Annotated in this window: 15 protein-coding genes; 9 read left to right on the top strand and 6 right to left on the bottom strand. The window is 44.5% G+C overall.

Annotated features, from left to right (window positions below):
• Window positions 1-30: 30 nt before the first annotated feature.
• Window positions 31-570, bottom strand: coding sequence for a hypothetical protein (locus tag ACO067_RS04430; RefSeq protein ID WP_421871218.1), 540 nt, complete (start codon window positions 568-570; stop codon window positions 31-33).
• Between the two features lie 175 nt (window positions 571-745).
• Between ACO067_RS04430 and ACO067_RS04425 the strand changes: the two genes are divergently transcribed.
• From ACO067_RS04425 to ACO067_RS04415, 3 genes are all read left to right on the top strand, one after another.
• A complete protein-coding gene (locus tag ACO067_RS04425) occupies window positions 746-1,327 on the top strand; it encodes a hypothetical protein (RefSeq protein ID WP_421871216.1) in 582 nt (193 codons plus the stop codon).
• A complete protein-coding gene (locus ACO067_RS04420; protein WP_421871214.1) occupies window positions 1,314-1,949 on the top strand; it encodes a hypothetical protein in 636 nt (211 codons plus the stop codon). The genes ACO067_RS04425 and ACO067_RS04420 overlap by 14 nt, the downstream gene beginning before the upstream one ends.
• A 406-nt stretch (window positions 1,950-2,355) precedes the next feature.
• Window positions 2,356-2,715, top strand: coding sequence for a hypothetical protein (locus ACO067_RS04415; protein WP_421871212.1), 360 nt, complete (start codon window positions 2,356-2,358; stop codon window positions 2,713-2,715).
• Here the strand turns inward: ACO067_RS04415 and ACO067_RS04410 are convergent, their stop codons facing one another.
• The 4 genes from ACO067_RS04410 to ACO067_RS04395 are packed head-to-tail and all read right to left on the bottom strand — an operon-like array spanning window position 2,716 to window position 12,310.
• Window positions 2,716-5,031, bottom strand: a complete 2,316-nt coding sequence (locus tag ACO067_RS04410) for an ABC transporter permease (protein WP_421871211.1) — start codon at window positions 5,029-5,031, stop codon at window positions 2,716-2,718. It lies immediately after the preceding gene.
• A gap of 2 nt (window positions 5,032-5,033) precedes the next feature.
• Window positions 5,034-7,496 carry an ABC transporter permease gene (locus ACO067_RS04405; RefSeq protein ID WP_421871209.1) on the bottom strand — a complete coding sequence of 821 codons (2,463 nt, stop codon included), beginning with the start codon at window positions 7,494-7,496 and terminating at the stop codon, window positions 5,034-5,036.
• 10 nt (window positions 7,497-7,506) lie between these two features.
• Window positions 7,507-9,903: an FtsX-like permease family protein gene (locus tag ACO067_RS04400; RefSeq protein WP_421871208.1), complete on the bottom strand. Its 2,397-nt coding sequence runs from the start codon at window positions 9,901-9,903 to the stop codon at window positions 7,507-7,509.
• 1 nt (window position 9,904) lies between these two features.
• Window positions 9,905-12,310, bottom strand: a complete 2,406-nt coding sequence (locus ACO067_RS04395; protein ID WP_421871207.1) for an ABC transporter permease — start codon at window positions 12,308-12,310, stop codon at window positions 9,905-9,907.
• Between the two features lie 228 nt (window positions 12,311-12,538).
• On the opposite strand from ACO067_RS04395, the gene ACO067_RS04390 reads away from it, so the two are divergent.
• The 6 genes from ACO067_RS04390 to ACO067_RS04365 all read left to right on the top strand — a co-directional run bounded on the left by ACO067_RS04390 (window position 12,539) and on the right by ACO067_RS04365 (window position 19,293).
• On the top strand, window positions 12,539-13,900 hold the full coding sequence (locus tag ACO067_RS04390) for a sigma-54-dependent transcriptional regulator (RefSeq protein ID WP_421871205.1): 1,362 nt from the start codon (window positions 12,539-12,541) through the stop codon (window positions 13,898-13,900).
• Complete coding sequence (locus ACO067_RS04385) at window positions 13,897-15,258, top strand: sensor histidine kinase (RefSeq protein WP_421871203.1); 1,362 nt, start codon at window positions 13,897-13,899, stop codon at window positions 15,256-15,258. Before ACO067_RS04390 ends, ACO067_RS04385 begins: the two co-directional genes overlap by 4 nt.
• Window positions 15,255-15,650: an acyl-CoA thioesterase gene (locus ACO067_RS04380; protein ID WP_421871202.1), complete on the top strand. Its 396-nt coding sequence runs from the start codon at window positions 15,255-15,257 to the stop codon at window positions 15,648-15,650. The genes ACO067_RS04385 and ACO067_RS04380 overlap by 4 nt, the downstream gene beginning before the upstream one ends.
• A gap of 4 nt (window positions 15,651-15,654) precedes the next feature.
• Entirely contained in the window at window positions 15,655-16,356 is a 702-nt protein-coding gene (locus tag ACO067_RS04375; protein WP_421871200.1) for a hypothetical protein, read from the top strand.
• Window positions 16,357-16,397: 41 nt separating this feature from the next.
• The gene (locus ACO067_RS04370; protein ID WP_421871198.1) at window positions 16,398-18,476 is read left to right on the top strand and encodes a histidine kinase dimerization/phosphoacceptor domain -containing protein; all 2,079 of its coding nucleotides are present in this window, start codon (window positions 16,398-16,400) and stop codon (window positions 18,474-18,476) included.
• Window positions 18,477-18,567: 91 nt separating this feature from the next.
• Window positions 18,568-19,293, top strand: a complete 726-nt coding sequence (locus tag ACO067_RS04365; protein ID WP_421871196.1) for a LytR/AlgR family response regulator transcription factor — start codon at window positions 18,568-18,570, stop codon at window positions 19,291-19,293.
• On the opposite strand, the gene ACO067_RS04360 is transcribed toward ACO067_RS04365, so the two are convergent.
• Window positions 19,290-21,542, bottom strand: a complete 2,253-nt coding sequence (locus ACO067_RS04360) for a TonB-dependent receptor domain-containing protein (protein WP_421871194.1) — start codon at window positions 21,540-21,542, stop codon at window positions 19,290-19,292. The genes ACO067_RS04365 and ACO067_RS04360 overlap by 4 nt on opposite strands.
• Window positions 21,543-21,555 lie beyond the last annotated feature (13 nt).

Below are 21,555 nucleotides of genomic sequence, written 5' to 3'. Positions count from 1 at the left end.
AGTGGTCAGTAATACAAAAAATGTGTGGGATTATGTGTGCTGAACCTGCGGGGGCGGTGTGTCAATTGGCCTAATGGGAGAGAGGTATGCTCTTTGATCTTGAGTAGCAGTATTCGAATGATTTGGTTTGAAACAATGGAGTTTAAACCTGTCTGATTTTTGATAATAAAGTGACTTGTACAAGACCAACAGCTGTGCAGAGCGCTTGTGCTGGCGCTCTTGTCTACTGTCCTGGTGCAGGAGTCTGGCCAGTTCCTGATTGAGTCTGGATTCTTTGTCGTCTTTCCAGCACCAATAGTGAGTGGTATCACCCATTACTTCGGTGTAAACCACATCGTACATTTCCTGTTGGTACGCAAACTCTCGGGAGTGTTCCCAGTCTAGCTGGTTTGCTGTAGCCGGAGTGGTGGAAATGAGTGTGAGCTTTTCTTTGGAGATACCCGCCATCATCTGGTGCTTTACTTCTTTGCGCACCATAGCCAGTTCGATCTTCGTAGTGACGAACCCGACTAGCAGTGGGCTGGCTAGTGCAACCAACAGAATAGTAGCGACAGAGATACGGTTTAGCACATCACAAGTATCGCTAAAATCTTCAGCTTAACGAAGCTGACTTGGTTGAATGTCCTTTTTCTGATTTGGGAGGAGGATGAATTTACTAAGTGGGGACTTCCGAAAAAATACGGAGTAGCATTTACCAAAATTCTTAGAATCAACGGAAGCGACGATTGTTAGAATTTTGTAAGGTATGAAAAAAGCACTTCTATTCGGATCAATGCTGTTTGCTACTCAGCTACTATTTGCCCAACAACCAGTGGTGAGTATCGAGCAAGAGTTTGATAGACTGACCTACCGGTGGCAAACAATTAGTGACGAGCTAATCACCTATTCGGGGCTCGGAGACTTCTGCGCTAGCCCAGACTTCAGAAAGGAGACCGTGGAGGTGTTGAGCACTGTGCATCATCTGGATTCATTGGTGCTGGACATGATGCTGGACCCCACATCGGGATTAGAAGTATCCAGTCGGGAATTCAAGAAAACACTGAAAGACATTTACGAATTCGAAGAGGAATATGGCGTTCGTGCATTTATTGACTTTTTGAAAGAAAGCTGCCTCACTAGAAACGATCTGGAAGCCAATACGGAGGCATTGAAAGGTGAAGTAGGAGCCTATTCTTACGATGGCCAGGTGATGATGCTGGAAACCAGGCTCACCAAATACATCAAGCACCTCACCAATAAGATCGAGTCAATTGATGAGCACGTACACCACATTCATCCGGATCAATTGAGAGAAATCAAAATACTTGCACAAAATGAAGCTGACTAGATACCTCATTTTTATCCTTTCTATAACTGCCATGCTTTATCTGGTGGACGCTATGAAATGGCAATACGAGCCGCTGGCACTGAATGGCATAGCCATGGAGCCGGTCATTCATTTAGTCAATAGCTATAACTACTATGATGGAAAAGAGCAGGAGCGTTCACTGGATGAGCTGGAAAGTGCCGTGCGGAAAACGATGATTCTGAAAGAAGAGATTACGCACAAAAAGTCACTCGAGTTACTGGAAGTCAGTCTTCCTGATATTATGGCTTTGCTCAACTCCCCCCAGACAATATCCAATTCACGATTAAATGAGACTTGCACCAAGATGCTCATCGCACTAACCTATATGCAGGTGCACAGTGCTACGGTATCACTAAAGGAAGAGCAGTACTATGATATGAAGGAAAGTATAGGTAATGCCATGTACATATTGAAAAAAGCGCTCCTCATAGCTGATGGTGCCGAGCGCGGACATGAGGTACTGATCTACTCGCAGATGTCAGAGTTGTTTGAAAATCCCGTGGAACCCGTCCATACACAGGAAACCCTGGAGCTGATCCTCGATGAACTGCAATACCTGGAAATCACTGAACTACAAGGTGTGCAAGTAGCGGCTAACTAGAGTTGCTTGCCTAAGAGCAAAGCGTTCTTATTCCAATTCACAAATTGGCTTAAACAAAAAAAAACCACCCTAAAAAAGGTGGTTTTTTAATATCGTTGTTTTCGGCAATGATTAATGCTCGAAATATTTAAACCTGTTTTGACGTTTCATTATGAATCTCCAAACGCTAACGATTAGATCTTCAAATGCATAGTGAAGAATGTTTTTCAAGTTGTTGAGATGATTGGGCTTTCTCATGACTTTTAGCTTTTGTACTGGTTCAATTACTATACTAACTTACGCTATACTCCATATAAAGGTCAAAAAAATTTCGGTGAATGGGTATAATCTATTGATGAATGAGGATATATGTCGATTTTGTTAAAAATGTGACTTTTTGTATTTTCAAACGCTCAAATGACAGGTAATGGAGGAATCAAAAGAGTGTATTGAATGTGGCCGTGAATTTTTTGGTAGATCAGATAAGAAGTTTTGTTCTGATGGATGCAGAAGTGCTTATAACAACAAACTAACGGGAGGATCAGAGAAGTACATTCGTAAAGTCAACCGGGTACTGAAGAAAAACCGCACCATCATGCAAAAGCTTAACCCGGATGGTAAAACCACAACACATCGTGATCAATTGCTGAAAGCAGGTTTTGATTTTGATTTCCACACCAACACCTACACCACCAAAGAAGGCCGCCAATACTTTTTCTGTTACGAATATGGCTATTTGCCTTTGGAGAAGGAGTTTATCCTTTTGGTTCGGAGGGATGATGAGTGACTATTCGTCTCTCAATAATTTTACTGGATCCACTGTGCTCGCACGCTTGATTTGATACAGAACAATGGTCATTGAGCTCAAAATAGTTACGGCCATTGGGACTAATAAATACCACCAGGAAAAGTCTACTTTGAAGGCGTACAACGCTAGGATTTGGCTTTTTAAATAATAGCCACAAGGGATGGAAATCACACCGGCAATAACTATCAAAAGGGCCATCTCTCTGCCAAAGAGTTGGTATAAATGGTTGAGTTGGGCTCCAAGAATTTTACGAATTCCAATCTCATACTCACGTTTTTTCAAGATGTAGGAAACCACCCCTACAATACCCAGTATAGAGATAAAAAGGCTGATCAAAGAGAAATAGAAAATCAAAGAAATAGCCTCTTGCTCCTGCTGGTAATTCACTAATAGTTTTTGATCCAGCAACTGCAGGTTGTACTGGGTAGGTTCTAGTGTTTTGGACAGTAAGGAGGCAATATCACTCAATCGATTCATCGGAGTTTTGATAAAAATGTGTGTGTACACAGCCTCTTGTTGCTGAGGGATCAGAATCAGCGGCTCTATCGTATTGTGAAGCGACTGGTAGTGATAGTCAGCAACGATTCCAGCAATTTTGCCCTTCAACCAAACCATTGAAATATTGGTTTCCAGGGGATCAGCGAGCAATTGACTCATGGCTTGGTTTACTAAAACGGGTTGTGTTTGTCCCTCCTCGGTAATACGCGTAGTAGGAATGGTACCTTTGATTAAACCAATTTCAAAGACATTCAGGAAATTGGGATCATAGTCGATTACATTGACCGGAATATTCATGTTCGTTTCTGGAATGGTGGCCGTAGTGAAGGGAACATCAGCCCCAGGAATGGTACCCCACGTGCCCATGCTGACATTTTGATCACCTACCAGGGCGGTCAGGTTAGCTCTAACGGCTGTTAGGTCAGGACTGTCTTCGGTTAACGAAATCACAGCAACATTCTCAGGATTGAACCCAAGGTCTTTACTCTGAATATAATTCCACTGCAGCATCAAGATGAGCAGGCCGGACATAACGAATCCAGTAATCACAAACTGCAAGATCACCAACGATTTTCTCAGTTGGCCACCGGAGAGGTTGTTGCTGATTTGATTTTTTAAGGCATTGATAGGATTGATTCTTCCAGAAAGTCGTTCAGAAGCCATACCGACCAGAATGATTAGCGAAATGAACGTCAACGAGAATAGTAGTAGCAATGAAGCATGCTCTTCCATTAAAATTTGCACTCCGGTTAATTCTTGAAAATAGGGAGTGATGAGCTGGAAAAGGGTTATGGCAATGATTAGGGATATGCCAATAAGTATAACCAACTGAACCAGTTGGTAGGCCCTGATTTGGGTTTTGGAGGCGCCGAGGATTTTGCGAATACCGTTCATACGGATAGCGTCTATTCCACGGATCACGCTGAGGTTGGAAATATTAATCAGAACAATAACGATTAGGATAACAGCTGTGGTGAGTGCCAGGTAGGTGTATGTCTGATTACCCTTTGGTTGGTCCATGACGATGCTCTTATCAAAGTGAAGACCGTCCATCGCCTGTGCTTCCAGCAGGATATAGTCATTTCCATTTTTCTCCTGATTGTAGAGGTCGTCAGATATCGATTGAAGAGCCTGCTGAAGTGCTACTTTTTCACCATTGATTTTCGCATAAGTAATGAACCCAAATCGCTCCCAGTCATTAGGGTCGTATTCCTGAATTAATAGCACATCTATTTTTAAATCGACGTTTTGAGGCCAGTTCTCATAAACACCGTTTACCTGATAGTGCTGATCGTTGATAGAAACGCGTTCACCAATGCAGTCAACCCTACCAAAGACTTTTTTCGCCCACTCTTCATTGAGGTAAATGCCCTGATCTTGTTTGGTACCATTGATCAACTGGAAATTAAAGACGTTTAGTGTCTCTGAATTCCCTTCCCTAAAATTTGACAGGGCAAAGGAGTTTCCCGCTGCCTGGAGCGTTTCTGGATTATTGATAGCTGAAATGGTGCAGGCAGACTCTATGAAGCTGTAATTAGAAGCTAACGTGTAACTAACCGTGGGAGCGGTGATGGCCATCGAGCGTTTTTCGGCAGTGCCCACCCACGAACTATTGATACGGTAGATATTCTTGTAGTCCTGGTGGTAATGGTCATAGGTCAGTGAATGAAAGGCATACAGAAATACAAATGCACAACAGGCCAGCCCCAGCGATAAACCAAGGATATTGATAATAGAGAAAGTTTTATCCCTCCGGAGAGCTCTTAGGCTTAGTTTAATAGACGATGATACATTCATGATCACTCGTATCTAAGGGATTTCACTGGGTTCATTTTGGAGGCTTTGAGCATTTTAGATAGTATAGTCATGCCAGCAATGAAGCTTACCACTACCAACGGTACTAAGAGTAACCAGAGACCTAGTTCTATGCGGAATGAATAGTTTTCCAGCCACTTATTGAGTACGTACCAGACCACAGGCATAGCCAGCAGATAGGATGCTCCCATGATCCAGATATAGTTTTTGGATAATAGGATGATCAGGTCGGCCATGGTGGCACCCAGCACCTTGCGGATGCCTATTTCCTTGGTTTTTTGCTTGATAGTAAAAGACGTCAACCCAAACAAACCCAGACATGCTATAAATATGGCCAGACCAGAAAAGGCACTGAAAATATTACCGAACCGTTCGTCATCGTTGTACTGCCGATTAAAGTAGCTGTCTAAAAAGAAGTAGTCCATGTTAAAATCAAAAAACTGATTCCACTCACTCTCAACCGTTTGTACCAGACCCTGCATCTGAGCATAGCGCTTGTCTGAACTTGCTGTCTGATCCAGATTTAGTTTGATGAAATAGTATTCCGTCCAGGAGCTCAGGATGTAGATGATCGGGTCATAATCATAGTGCAAAGAATTATGGTGATGGTTTTGCAATACACCACGTACTTCCAATGGAGCATAAAAGCCTGTCAGTTTCGCCCCTACGGCATCTTCAGGATTTTCAAATCCAAGGGATTGTGCCATGCGCTCGTTGATCACCACATCTCCCCTGGACCAGGGATCATCTCCTTTTTGCAATCCTCTTCCTGCAACAACCTTTAACCCTAGAAAATCGGTAAAACCAAGTCCCATAGAGACCAGAGATGCCTGAGTAGCTATCGCATCGGTTTGTCCTTGTACTTTGATTGAAGCATTCCAGGAAATCCGCTCACCCGGTATCTCTCCGGCATTGACCACCATGTCTATACCAGCGTGCTTTTTAAGTTCCGTTTTAAACGCATTGAAACTGACCATGTCCTGTCGGTCATTGCTGTTGATATCTCCGGGAGGTGCCTGGATTACCATTACATCATTAATGGCAATCCCCAGGTCGGCGGTTTTCATGTAGCGAATCTGGCGCTCCACTACCAGTGTGCCAGAAACTAACAGAAAGGTGATGGTAAATTGCAGTCCTACCAGGATTTTTCTAAAGGTCATGCCACCAACCTTCTTTTGATGGCCTTGGCCCACCAATATACCCGAAATGCTCAATCGATTGGAAACTGCCGATGGATAGAGACCTATGAGCAACGTGCCGATCATCACTATGGCTACAAGGGTGAGCGTCACTTCGGGGTTGTCAAAGATGTTGAAAGTTACGCCTGTAAGGTCACCGATATAGGGAGCTAGCAATTGCACGATAGTCAGCGCCAGTAAGAAGGCTGCCAGGTTGAGTACTGTAGCCTCCATCAGAAATAGCGCAGTTATCTGCCTGGTAGATGAACCGAGCGATTTGCGGATGCCGACTTCCTTGAGTCGCTCTATCGTTCGTACAAGCCCGAGGTTCAGGTAATTGATCCAGGCAATCACCAATATCGTAATCCCAATGATGGCCAGGGCATTGATGATCTTAAAGTTCATCGGTCGGCTAAAGTCACCGTAGTTTTCAGAATGCAGGTGTATGTCAGTCAGCTTTTGCAGGCGATGGTTAAAAATATATCCATACTCTTTCAGTTTTTCAGCTCCATTTGTTTCATGCAATGACTGAGTTCTTTGAAGAAACTGCTTTTCATTGAATTGGTCATTGACCAGTAAGTAGGCATAGAAATTGGTGCTCGCCCAGGCAATGCGAGACTCGCTGAAGTTGTCCATAGACTCCATGGATAGGAGTAGGTTGAACCTGAGGTGAGTCTGATCTGGCAAGTCCCTGATGATGCCTACCAGTTCGAATTCCTGTGATCCATTGTTACCTGCCAGGGTAAAGGGTCGCCCAATCGCTGACTGGAAATCGTCAAAGTACTGCCGAGCGGTAGATTCGGTCATGATCGCGGTTTGAGGTTCGTCAAACCGCTCGGCCGAACCAGCCATAAACGGAAGGTCGAACACCGCAAAGGTTGATTGATCGGTACAGTAAATGTGTTCAATATCTGCCATGGATTTTTTCTCTTCATCCTGGAGAATGACGGAGGCATTCATGTAATTGAGACTCCAGAAACGAGCGTAGTTATCTACTGTTGGGTCCTGTTCTGCTGCAGTTTTGGCCAGGATACCGCTGACCTGAATGGCTTCACCAAGTCCTTCACCATTCCTGTAGGCATCTGCGGTCAGCCGATAGATGTCATCCGCACGCTCATGGTATTGGTCAAATGTGGAGTGGAAGTAGACAAACTGGGCAATCACCAGACAGGCTGCCATGCCTACTGCTAGTCCAATCACATTGATAATACTGAATTCGCGTTCTTTTCTGATTTGTCGAATGATGGTTTTAAAGTAGTTCTTAAGCATGGTTGATTGATTATTCGTGTCTTAATATATCTGCTGGATTTGAATTGGCTGCCTGATAAGATTTGGAGCCAACTGTGAGCATGGAAATAGCGATCACTATGACCATACTGATGGCAAAATGCCAGCCGTTGATAGCAATGTGATAGGAAAAGTTGGAGAGCCAATGGATCATGATGTATGCTGCGATTGGAGCCGATATAATGAAGGCTATCACAATAAGGGCCAGGTATTCCCTGGATATTTTGACAAATATCTGGCGTGTACTTGCGCCAAATACCTTATGAATGCTAATCGGCTTTCTGTTTTTCATGACCATGTAATTGACCAGTCCATATAGTCCCATTAATCCAATAACGATCGCCAGAAAGGCGAAAACCTGAAAGGTGCTGTATAGCGCATTCTCAAACAAATAGGATTGTTCTATCTGCTCGGATAGTAATTTGGGTTCAAAAACGCCTTCAGGATCATAGGTTCTAAACTTCTCCTCCAGTACCGGGAGAATCCCCATCATGTCGTTGGTCTTCAGCTTGAGGTTGATGTCGTTCATATTATAAGGCTGAAAGGCAAATGTGGTAGGTCTTATGGCTTGACTCAGCTTTTCTAAATGATAGTCTTTCACCACACCGACGATGGTGCCCGTGTATTGACCGTTGTAGTTGACACGTCTGCCCACTGCCTCTGCAGCGGTTAGCTCTAACCTGCGCACATATTCCTCATTGACTAGTATTTGCTGGCTGGAATCCGGCAGCAACTTACTTTCAATATTTCTACCGGCGATGAGCGGTATTTGGTAAGTGTCCAGGTAGTCCCCGTCAATGAATTTAAGGCTTGTGTAGAGTGCGTCTGAACCCGGTTGACCAACCAGATTGTAGGCGGAGTTCCAGCTATATCCCGTTTGTGGCGGCCCCATACACCAGGTGGCATTTTCCACAAAATCCAAACTGGCAAGATCCGTTTTGATATAGCTGAGATCTTTGGTGGCCTGATCAGAGAAGTGCAGTAGTAATACATTAGACTGATTGAACCCCAGGTCCTTGGAGTGGATATAGTTCATCTGAGAGGTGGCAATGATTGTGACTATGATCAGCATGTTGGCCACAGCAAACTGTATGACGGTCAGCAGCTTCCTGAGCGAGAAGTGACCTGATTTCTGAAGTAATGTTTGATTTCTAATGGCCTGTGATGGAGACAAACGTGACAGAACCAGTGAAGGGTAAATTCCAGCGAGGATGGTAACCACCACCAGCAGAATGACAAAGAAAAGGAAGATACTGGAGTCATAAGTCACACGAAAGGGAAATGGGCTAACGGCTTGATTGAGGAGGTCCAGTAGCACCTGACCAATTGTTAATCCTAATATCCCAGCAATCAATACCAGCGAACCTGTTTCTATCATGAACTGGGTGATCAGGTTGCTTTTTCTGCCACCCAGTGTTTTACGAATGCCTACTTCTTTGGAACGCCGGATGGATTGGCTTGTAGCCAGATTAATGAAATTGAGTATCGAGACAATCAGGATCATGAGCACAGTAAGTGCCGAACCTATCAGTGCGACTGTAGGTGGTACGTAATTAGGAGCACTCATGTATTGATCATCCGTATGCACTTCTTTCAATGGCTGCAGGTAGTATTTGGTTGTTTCAAAGTCTTCAGCAGAAAGGTGTTTTTTGGTGACCTCTGAGATTTGCCGCTCCACCAGTTCAGGACTGCTGTTTTTATTGAGTACCAGGTAAGTGGTGCCTTGCCAGGTTGCACCCCAGTTAGCAGTCCATTCAGGATAGATCTTGCGAATGGTGGGGTAGGATACCAGTAGGTCAAAATGAATGTTGGTATTGTAAGGAATGTCCTTCAGGACTCCGGCCACTTTGAGGTGGATATCATTGCCATAGTGCAAGGTGCGCCCCGTTGCATACGGAGTGTTGAAGTACTTTTTCGCGATCTTCTCGCTGATGTAGGCCTGATTGATTTCATTCAGCTCATTGGTATGCGTGCCATCTATCAACGGAAAATTGAAGTATTTGAGAAAGTTACTGTTGGAGAAAATAATGTTGTTCTGTTCAGAAAAGACCTGTTGGTTGTTTCCTGTGCGAACTTTGATTTTAGCATCCAGAGGCCCCTGTATGGGAATGGCTGCCACGCTGGTCAATTCATCATTTAGTGTATGACCCATTGGATTGGGTAAGAAGGCGCTGTACTCCATGCCATAGTCACCAGCGTAATGCTCTACAATGCGGTAGATTTGATCAGTGTTTTGATGAAAATTATCAAAGGACAGCTCGTGCTTTAGAATGGCATATTGCGCGAAACAACAAGAAACTCCGAGCCCCAAACCGATCACATTGATCAACGTGTAGAGCTTGTTCTTCCTAATGTTGCGAAAGGCTGTAGTAAAGTAATTTCGTAGCATCTTATTCGTATCTCAGGGAGTTAATCGGGTTGCTTGTTGCTGCCTGATAGGACTTATAGCCCACAGTGACCAATGCGATGAGTACTGAGAGCAAAAATCCAGCGAAGAAATAGATGTATGTCACATCTATCCGGTAGGTAAACTCTTCCAGCCAGAGACCACTAAGCCACCAGGCAGCAGGGGCTGACAGTGCAAAAGCGAAGACTAAAAGGAACACATACTCTTTGATAAAAATGCCAAGAATGTGTGGGACACTAGCCCCAAAAACCTTACGAATACCGATGGTTTTGGCGTTTTTGTTGGCCATGAACGAAACCAGCCCATAGAGTCCCATAGCACTGAGCAAAATGGTAATAACCGCCACAAACTGAATGATCTGGTGTAGCAGGTTTTCCAGCAGGTAATGATCATTGATCTCATCATTGAGGATGCTGAATTCAAACAGGTCCTCAGGATAATAGTCTCTAAAAATGGTTTCAATGCCTGATAGGATTTCTGAGTTAGGCGAACGCTTGAGTTTCAAGGCTATCTGGTTGAACTGTCCTGGATTGTAAGACAATGTGGTTGGTCTAAGATCTCGCTGGAGTGGATGCACATGGAAGTTTTCCATGACCCCAACTATCGTCAGGGTCTGATAGCCATAGTCCACATGCTTGCCCAGTGCTTCTTCTGGTTCATATCCCAGAGTGGCTATTAACTTCCTGTTGACTACCGCTTCTCCAGTGGTGTCTGTTATTATCCCTGGGTTAAACATTCTGCCTGTTACCATCGGGATGTTATAAAACTCCAGGAAGTGCTCGTCTCCAAATTTCATACTTGAGTTATTTCCATCCTGATAGTCCTGGCCTACTTCAAAGTAGGAGTTGTTCCAGTTGGAGCCACTGAGCGGCGCAGTATATTCAATCGTTGCATCGTCTACATAGCTCTGTTTTTGATAGTCACCTAAGATGGTTTTCATCTTTTCGGCTTGATCATCAGGAAAATTGACCAGTACCACATCGTCATAGCTGAAGCCCAAATCGCGAGACTTTACATAGTTCATTTGACTGGCAATGATGATGGTGGTGATGAGCATCAGGTTAGTAAAAGCAAATTGTGTAATGACCAATACGCGGCGGAGCTTGAAATTGCCACTTCCTTTTTTGATGTTGATCTGGTTGGAGAGCGCTTCCACAGGTTTGTACCCAGACAAGATCATGCTCGGATAGAAGCCTGCGAGGAAAGTAACGATCAGGGCCAGAATGATCCCAAATAGGATGATTTCTCCGCTATAGCCAAGATTGTACTCTATTTCCGCCAGGAACTCGTTGAACTTTGATATCATGACTTGACCCAGGGTGAGTGCAATCACCATTGCACAAAGAACTATAACCAGCGTTTCGGCTAAAAACTGACCAATTAATTGCGCTTTTTGACCACCAAGCGTTTTACGTATTCCCACTTCTTTGGCGCGTTTGATGGCCTGAGCAGTAGATAGATTAATGAAGTTCAGACAGGCTGTTCCTAGTAAGAGCAACCCAAGAATAACAAAAGCCCAGATCATAAGTGAAGGCGTTACATAGTTGTTGCCATCACCGTAGCGCTCATCATTGTGGATTTCCTCCAGAGGCTGCAGCTTTATATCCTGTTTGGCTTTGTCTTCTTCATCGCTGTGAGCCTCCAGAGCCTGCTCCATTTTGTCCTCTATTTGTTTGATATCTGCTGATTTGGGTGCTAATATGTAAGCTGAATATGCCCATGTCATTCCCCAGTTGTCTTTGAAGACGTCAGGCATTCTTCTTCGCATGGTGGGAAGTGAGGCAATAATGTTATAAGGTAGGTTGGTATTGTCGGGACAGTTTTCTACAATGCCGACTACTTCTAGCTGGTCGGTATTGTTGAAAGTGAGGGTCTGTCCGATTGGGCTGCTGTTGCCAAAATACTTCTTAGCGATATCCTCGCTGAGAAAAACCTTGTACGGTTCAGCTAATATGGATCCTTCGGCTCCTTCCAGTATTTCAAAATCAAGTACGTCAAAGAAGTTTTCATCCGTGTAAAGAATCTTGTTTTCACGGAAAACCTGAAGATTTCCAGTCTCATCAGTAAGAGCGATCTTTTCATCCTCTGGTCCGTGAAATTGCACCACTTTTTCCAAATCAGGCACAGTGCGAATGAGTTCATCACCAGTTGGGTAGGGGATGATCCCAGAATGACTTACTACGCCATTGTCACCATAGTAATGTCGTACTACGCGGTACACCCGGTCTTTTTTCTCGTGCCAGTTGTCAAAGGAGTACTCATAGCGAATGATCGTAAAGACAAACAAGCAGCTTGCCAGACCTACCCCCAGTCCAATGATGTTGAGAAGTGAATAGACCTTGTTGTTTTTGAAATTGCGAAATGCTGTGATGAAATAGTTCCTTAGCATGAGTTTGGTTTTTGATCTGATAGATTTGGAGACTAAACGTGTGCCAATAAACTAAGTGACTGATTATAAATGATATAGGATGAAAAATAGGTTACTGATTTGTTTCATTGTGAAACATTTAGTTGTTTCACAGTGAAACAGAGGTAAATAGTGAAGAAAAAGTCAGGAGCTTGATTAACTCAAGTACCAATTCAACCAATATTTCAATTCATCTAATCGACTAATTCTATGAATAAAGGCCATATACTCGTGGTAGATGATGATCCGGATGTCTTGCATACCGCGCGGCTGGTGCTCAAGAGGCATTACGAAAAAGTGAGTACTGAGAGTTCTCCGGTACGTCTGGAAACACTGATCAAGAGAGAGGATGTAGATATCGTACTACTGGACATGAATTTTAAAACTGGAGCTACCTCTGGTAATGAGGGGTTGTTTTGGTTAAAGAAGATCAAAGAACTACGACCTGAAATCTACGTCATCATGGATACAGCTTATGGAGACATCCAATTGGCGGTAGAATCGATGAAACTTGGTGCGGTCGATTTCCTGGTGAAGCCATGGGAAAAGGAGCAGCTTCTGTCTAGCGTAAACACCGTCTATCAGTTGGCCAAGTCCAATGAAAAGGTGAAGAAACTGGAAGGTAGGGAGTCGGTACTCAACCAGGATATCAACGCGGAATTTGGTACGTTGCTCACCAGGAGTAGTTCTATGGAGAAAGTACTTTCCATGATAGATAAAGTGGCATCAACTGATGCTTCTGTTTTGATACTAGGGGAGAATGGTACGGGTAAGGAGTTGATAGCCAGGGAAATACATCGGCGTTCCAACCGATCCAGTGAAGGGTTGATCAAGGTTGACCTTGGGGCTTTGCCCGAAAGTCTCTTTGAGTCGGAATTATTTGGACATGTGAAGGGCTCCTTTACCGATGCAAAGGAAGATCGTCCCGGGCGATTTGAGATTGCTGATGGTGGTTCGCTGTTTCTGGATGAGATTGGTAATATCTCTACCCCAATGCAATCCAAGATGCTCTCGGCATTGCAAAACAGGGTGATCACTCGTGTGGGATCCAGCCGGCCGGTTCCTTTTGATGTGCGTTTGATTAGTGCCACCAATCAGCCCTTATACGAAATGGTAGATCAGGGGAAGTTTCGGCAGGATTTACTCTACCGGATCAATACCGTGGAAATCGACTTGCCCCCTCTGCGGGAACGAAAAGAAGACATCTTGTTGCTTACGAATCATTTTTTAGAGCTGTACAGAGAGCGGTATAAGAAAGACGGTTTGCGGTTGGAAGAGCGTGCCAAAAAGCAACTGCTGAACTACCCCTGGCCGGGCAATATCAGGGAGCTGCAGCATGCCATTGAGCGTGCTGTGATTATGACTGAAGGTGGAGCGATCGGTGCTGAGGATGTGTTGCCTAGCAGGAAAGAAAAAATCACCCCCACTCAATCCTTAAAGGTAGAAGACGTAGAAAGAAACGCCGTGATCAAAGCCATAGAACGCTCCGGTGGTAACTTATCTCAGGCGGCAGATGAATTGGGTATTGGGAGAACCACGCTCTATCGTAAAATGAAAAAGTACGGGATATGAACAGGTTTAGAATTCATGTCATTGCCCGGATTTTGCTTAGCCTTGGCTTTGGAGCAGCAGCCATTTATTTTGCCGCATACACTCCATTTTGGTTGCTCAGTGGATGGATGGCTTTATTTTTTATTTTGCTGATCATCAGTCTTATTCGCTTTGTGGAGCGATCAGATCGTGATTTAAGTAATTTTCTGTTGGCCATTCGGCAAAATGACTTCACTAATACTTACCCTCAAGTGGGTAAAAATACCAAAAGACTCTACCAGGCTTTCAACTTGATCACTTCTGAGTTTATCCGTATTCGCAACGAAAAAGAATCCAACTTTCATTTTCTCAAAACGGTAGTGGAGCATAGTGGAGTGCCATTATTGGCTTTTGAAGTAACCTCTGAGAAAATCAGTTTGATCAATCAATCGCTTAAGGACCTGTTTCATCTGCCTCATTTCACCTTGCTCAATTCCCTCGACCGGGTAGATAAGCAGTTGGCCCCGGCTGTTCGCGAGATGGCTATAGATGATCGGTTGCTACTCAAGGTGATGATCGGAGAGGAACTTACTTATCTGTCCATTCAGGCTAAAGAACTGGTGCTTCAGGGTGAAAAACACAAAGTGGTGGCTTTCCATGATATCAATTCGGAATTGGATCAGAAAGAGGTGGAAGCCTGGCAAAAGTTGATTCGAGTGATGACTCATGAAATCAAGAATTCTGTTATTCCCATATCCACACTGGCTGAAGTGATGAATGACATGGTGACCAATGATCAGGGAAAATCACGACTGGATGTACTGGACCAGGAAGATGAGGAGGATTTGTTGGTGAGTATGAAAACCATAGAAAAGCGCAGTAAAGGGTTGGTCAAATTTGTGACTAGTTACGGTGACCTGGCCAAAGTTCCCAAACCACAGTTTGAACTTTCAGATCTGAGTGTTTTGGTAAAAGATGTGGTGGCATTGGAGCAGAAGCAGTTAGAAAAAGCAGGGATAACCATCACCTTTCAGGCTTCAAGTACGGTAAATTGGCAGCTAAGCATAGATCCTGGGATGATCGAGCAAGTGGTCATCAACCTCATCAAAAATGCACAGGAGGCATTGAAGGAGACACATCACATAAATGGAAAAATCGATGTGCAATTACTCAGACACGCACATGAAGTAGAGTTATTAGTTCGTGACAATGGTCCGGGGATCGATCAGGAAACGCTCGATCAGATTTTTATTCCTTTCTTTACTACCAAAAAAGAGGGCTCCGGCATTGGGTTGAGCTACAGCAAACAAGTGATGCGTGCGCACAAGGGAAACCTTAAAGTCAAATCACGGTTAGGTGAGGGTACCACTTTTATTCTGAGATTTTGGAAAACACAATGAGGGAACCTATCCAACACCACAAAAAGATACTAGTGAAGGAGTCTGATCTGGACCAATTGCACCACGTGAACAATACGGTGTACCTCCATTGGGTCCAGCAGATCTCTGAAGAACACTGGCGAAAGCAAACCTCAGCAGCCATCCAGCAGCAGTATGTTTGGATGGTATTGGAGCACCACATTCACTACAAAAAGCAGGCAAGGTTGGGTGACGAGATTACGGCTTTAACTTTTGTGAGTGAAATGACCGGTGTGCGGAGCATCCGTAATGTGGAGTTTTATAAGGGTGATGAACTGTTGGTCACCTGCCAGTCTCAGTGGTGTATGCTCGATGCATCAAGTTTACGTCCCCAAAGGGTGCCGGATGAAATCGCTAACCTATTTAGAAAATAAGCCTATGAAAAAAATACTCATTGTTCTACTCGCCTTGATTTTTGTGATTATCACCGCTTTAGTGATTGGTGTAAAGATTGTCAGCGAACCCTTACCAGAAGGTCAGACGGGAGAGAGGGCAGAGGAGCTAGCTGATCGAATGCTTGAAGCTCTGAATGCGGATGCCTATGCACAACTGGATGTGATCAAGTGGTCATTCCCAAGAGGTCATCATTTTGTGTGGAACAAAGCAGTGGACTCAGTGGAGGTGCGCTGGAGTGGCTATCGGGTCAAATTCAAAACCAAAACCCTGGATGGTGAGGCATATGAAAATGATGTGAAGTTGAGTGATGAAGCAAAGCAGGATGCCTTGCAGCAAGCATGGGCCCTTTTTGCCAATGACTCCTTTTGGCTGGTAGCACCATTCAAAGTGCGAGATCCTGGTACCTCCAGAAAATACGTGGAGACTGAAGACGGCCCTGGACTGCTCATTACCTACAGTAGCGGAGGAGTTACTCCCGGAGATTCTTATCTATGGGTGATAGGAGAAGATGGACGTCCTAAGTATTGGAAAATGTGGGTAAAAATTCTGCCAATAGGCGGCTTGAAATTTACGTGGCAGGGATGGGAACAGCACAAGGACGTATGGTTCGCCCCATCGCACCAAGGTCCTGGACCCGTTAGCGTTGATTTGAAAAACTTGGAAGTTTTAACTAACATTGACTAAGTCATTCCCGCCAGGAGTTTAAGTTCATTTGAAAGCCCTAAATGAAAGTAATTACCACTAGCCTGCTATACGTCGGGATGACTATGGCAACATATGCTTTTACGCAAAATCTGCATCCTGTAGACAGTCTCTTAAAGTCGAATCCGTCTTACGGCATGGCGTACTTTGATAGCCTGGAAAGACTTGACAATCCTCAACAACTGGAATACTTGATAGAAGCTCGAAACGGAGTAGCTGCCTACCTGGACCAGCAACATGAATATGATTCTGCATTGGGTGTGCTCGAGCAAAACCTAATCACTGCAGAAGAGTCAGACCTACAAAAAGCCTATGCAGAAATCTATCGGAGGGCTGGAAGCACGCTGTACCATGGAGGAAATTACGATAGTGCGAAAACATCACTGAGCCGTGCCATCTTTAGTGCTAAGCAGTCCAAACAGTATCGGACATTAGGTCGCAGTTTGAATGTCTACGGAATCGTCTGCAGACGTTCGGGTCAGTTGGATTCTTCCCTAATCTACTACGATAAGGCGCTGGAAGCATACGATCAGGCAGTGGCGACTGAGGAGTATACTGAGGAAGAGTTGTACAGTGATTTGGCTAACATTCATAAAAATAAAGGCATCATCTATGCCACACTCAATGTGGAGGACAAAGCACTCGAAAGTTTTAAAAAATCGGTGGCGCTAGAAGAAGCTCAAGGACTGGAAGAGCCCCTTGCCAAATCGTACCTCAACCTGGCGGTCTTTTACAAACAGATCAAAAACTATGACAAGTTCAAAGAGACCCTGGCTATGTCCAGAGTATTGAATGAAAAGCTGGATAAGAGTATTGGTTTGTGCCTGGTCAGCAATAATCTCGGGACTTATTACGCACAGATTGAGGATTTGGACTCAGCGATCATTCACTTTCGGGTGGCCCTGAAGTTCGCCAACCGTGCTAAAAACAAATATTATCAGGCACTGGTCAACCAGAATATCGGTAATTACTTTTTGGATAAGCGCGTCTATGACTCTGCACGCATTTACACGCAGCTTTCTATCGATCAGCGCAAAGAAATAGGCTATACGCTGGGAGTTGCCCAGGCGGAGCGAAATCTGGCGGAGCTCTATGTGGAAACTGGTAATCCGCTTGCTGAGGAGATCCTCCTGCGCTGTTTGGAGGTGTTCGAGCAGGCCAAATCTCCCGGAGACGTAACTGAAGTGTATGACGCCCTGATCAAGTATTATGAAAAACAGGGCAATTATCAGGCGGGTAGCGCTTATTGGCATAAGCTCTATGCACTGTCTGATAGCCTGAAAAATCAGGAACTGTTCAACAAGATTTCCAATCTGGAAGTACAGTACGAGGTACAAAACTATCAGGATCAGGTGGCTCAGCAAGAGCAGATCATTGTGCAAAATCAAAAGATCAACTACCTGTTGATAGCGGTCATTTTACTCTTCTTGATTGTAGTGATTGGATTGGTCTTTGCCTTCATGAAATTAAAAAATTACAACACACAGTTGCGGTCCAAAAACACAAAAATTGACTTGCTGATGCGAGAGTTACATCACCGCGTGAAGAACAACCTTCAAGTCATATCAAGCCTACTTGGACTACAGAGCATGTCGTTGCAAGACGAAGGCGCTCGCAAAGTGGTGGAAGAAGGCAAAAGTCGCGTCAGAGCCATGTCACTGATCCATCAGCGTCTGTACCATCAAGAGAATATTACCAGTATCAATACCAGGGAGTATATAGAAGAGATCGTAAAGGAACTTACCGAATCCTATGGCTTTAAAGACCGGCTGCAAGTCAAGCTGGAACTTGATAATGTGGATCTGGATGTAGACACCACATTGCCGCTCGGATTGATCATCAATGAACTGGTCAGCAATGCATTTAAATATGCCTACCAGGATATTGATCAACCGCTCTTAGAACTGGAGTTGCGTACAAATGATCAGAATGGAAAGTTGGTCATAGCGGACAATGGACCTGGCAAGGTCACAAAGAATACCGAACAGGAGTCTTTTGGGCTAAGGCTGGTAAACATCCTGACCGAACAGCTAAATGGCACTATGAAGGTAAGTCAGGAAAAGGGTTTGCGCTATGAGTTGAGTTTTGCAATCAGTTCTTAGCCAAATCTTTCTAGAACTGGTCGATAGTGTCTATTTTACATGAAATCAATCGCCACTTATTCATATAGAAGAAAACTAGTGAAAGCTGAGCATGGAGAAAGTTAAAATCCTGGTGGTTGAGGATGAGTTTATCATCGCTGAGGAGATTATTGCAGTTCTGAACCAAAACCAATTTGATGTAGTGGGGAAGGCTCGCAACGCCGATGCTGCACTGCAAATTGCAAAAGAAAAGCAGCCCGACATTGTCATATGCGATATCAATATCGATGGAGACAAAGATGGTATTGAACTAGCCCGTGAGCTCAGGAAAACAGGTAACCTCGGAATCATTTTCCTCACAGCCTTTGATGATGCACAATACCTGGAGCGCGCTTCGGAGGTGGAGCCATCCGCTTATATTGTCAAGCCCTTTGAGCAGCGTAATCTGATAGTGGCCATTAAGTTGGCTTTTCGCAATCTGGCCAGTGCCAATACTGATGAGAACGAAGAGGATGCCTTTTTTGTGCATGATCGCATCTTCATCAAAGAAGGATCCAGGTTCAATAAGCTCATGGTCGATCAGATTGATTTTGTGGAAGCTGTTGGTAGTTATTGTGATATTTATACCGGCAACAAGAAAATCACCCTCACCATCAATCTGAAGCATTTTATCTCCAAACTGGATCATCCTCATTTCATGAGAGTACATCGATCTTACCTTATCAATTTCACCGCTATTGACTCGTTTGAGGGGAATATGGTGTACATCGGAGAGCACAAGATCCCTATTAGTGCTTCCCACAAAGAGGAGTTTTTGAAACTGATTCGGACGATCTAAAAAGTGTAAGAGACCTTCAGGCCGCTGTAGTAGTTTCGTGGCAGTCCCGGGTAGTAGTAGCGTGGAGCTGCTCCACCAAACCCTGTAGCATTGATCAGTAGCATAGAGGCGTATTTAGTGTTGGTTAAGTTGTCTACTCCCACATACAGATCCACTGTAAAACCTCCTAAAATCCATTGGTAACCGAGCCTTGAGCGCAGCAGGAGGTAAGGGTCACTATACAGGCTATTCTCGTCATTCATCGGGATTTCACCAACATATTGTAGATTCAGGTTGCCATAAAAACCATGTTTACTGACAAGTTCTATCCCTGCATTGGACAGATGCTGTGGCACTCCGGTTAGCTGGTTGTCGTCATATACCTGGCCGTCATTGGTAAACTCCCCAAAGCGGAAATACATTAGCGATCCGCTGTAGAATAGGTTCAGCGAGGATGCTTTGCCAAGTGGGATAGAATAGTTGGCAAGGATGTCAGCGCCAAGATGGTTGTTAGTACCTGCGTTTACACCAATATATGCGTCCTCAGCCGTTCGCTGAGCTACCAGAAGGTTCTGTATATGCATGTAGTAGACACTCACGTCATAGCTTAATTGCCCAGCATTTCCGCGGATTCCTGTTTCAAAATTCCAGCCAGTTTCCGGCTGGATGTTGGGGTTGATCTGGCCATCTGGGTAGAGTGTTTCTTCCAGACTCGGTGGAGAAAATCCATGACTTATATTGACAAATACTGCCTGGCGATCCAGTTGGTAGCTGAGCCCGATTTTTGGTGAGAAGATGGGGTCAAACGAATAATCTCCACTGGCATCCGGTCCATCTAGTTGGTATTCTGATATCAGCTCATAAGAAGTGAAGTTGGCGTTAACTCCTCCCGTCAACTGAAGGTCAGCGGTTAGGTCCTGTTCCAGTTCTAAAAAGATGTTTTGATAATTGCGCTTTTCCCGATTGTCAGAGATGATGTTTCCCTGCACGCTTCCGTTGGTTTCGGCTGTATAGTTGTTTTCAAATGTCTGCCAGTCGTATCGGTCATGAAAAAGTTCTCCACCGGCATGCAGTCTGGTCGATAGCCAGTTTTTGGAAATGATAAATCGCGTCCCGACGGTGTTTGTTTTTTCCTGTAAGATATTGAAGGGGCGAGGTTCATAGGCATCTCTGAATTTTCCGAATACCGCCAGTTTGGCATCAACAGAGGGAGAAAATTGCTGACTGTATGTAAGGCCTAGCAAGCCTTTGTCGTAGGATTCATAGCCCTTACTCTGTCCCCAGGTATAGGCAGCTGACTGAGGGTTATTGTTAAAGTCATCCTCGCTGATGGAGCTGGGGATGTAGGCTTTGAGTCTGGTAAACTGTACCAGTGAAGAAATGGACGATCGGTCATTTATGGTGGTCCGGGCAGTCAAGCCAGCTTGCTGTTTAGAGTACTCACTGTTTTCCCGATATCCGTCACTTCTAAAATCACTAAAACCAGCAGAGAGTTGATTTTTACCATCGCTGTGATCTACTAGTGCAGTGAATCTACTCGTACCAAAAGATCCAATCGTATGGCTGAGGTTAGCTGAAGTTTGCAGGCTGGCAGGCTGGTGGCTGAACAGGCGTATCACTCCGCCCAGACCTGCACCATAGATGCTCGAGTTGGGGCCTTTGATGACTTCTATTCGGTCGATGAAGTTTTGATCTATGTCTTCGATAGTGGAATTGCCGCTTCCATCGGTGAGGGGTATCTCATCAAAGTAGGCTTTAATTTTATTGGTTCCATAGAGGCTTCTAGATCCGATTCCTCGGATAGTCAGTCGGTTGGTATTGAGCGTTCCAGAGTGAAGATATACGCCTGGTACCCGATTGATCGCTGCGGTGGTGGTAAACGGCGCATCTCTTTTGAGTAATGTTTTGTCTACAATGTTAATACTCGTGGGGGAAGTGAAGACACTACGGCTCCTAGCTCCTGCTGAGACGATTACAGCGCCAAGTTCTGTGGCGCTAGGCGTTAACCCTACTACGGCTTCATTGCTACTCAACGTAAACGACTCTGTCTGATAGCCCAGGTATTGAATTTGGATATTGACAGGTAGCTGACCAGCAAGTAAAAATCGTCCGTTTTGGTCACTGACAGTTGTGTCCTTTCCAGAGCTTACAAGTGCCCCGATCAACGGTTCATTATTTACCCTGTCTACCACACGTCCAGCAATAGTTTGACCTACTGAGTCATACCAGAGAAATGCGCATAGAACATAGACTAAGACTGATTTGATCATGTGACAAAGAAGC

Source organism: Marinoscillum sp. (genome assembly GCF_965229915.1).
GTDB lineage: Bacteria > Bacteroidota > Bacteroidia > Cytophagales > Cyclobacteriaceae > Marinoscillum.
Note: the sequence above shows the minus strand (reverse complement) of the source record. Positions and strands in the feature narration are given on the sequence as shown.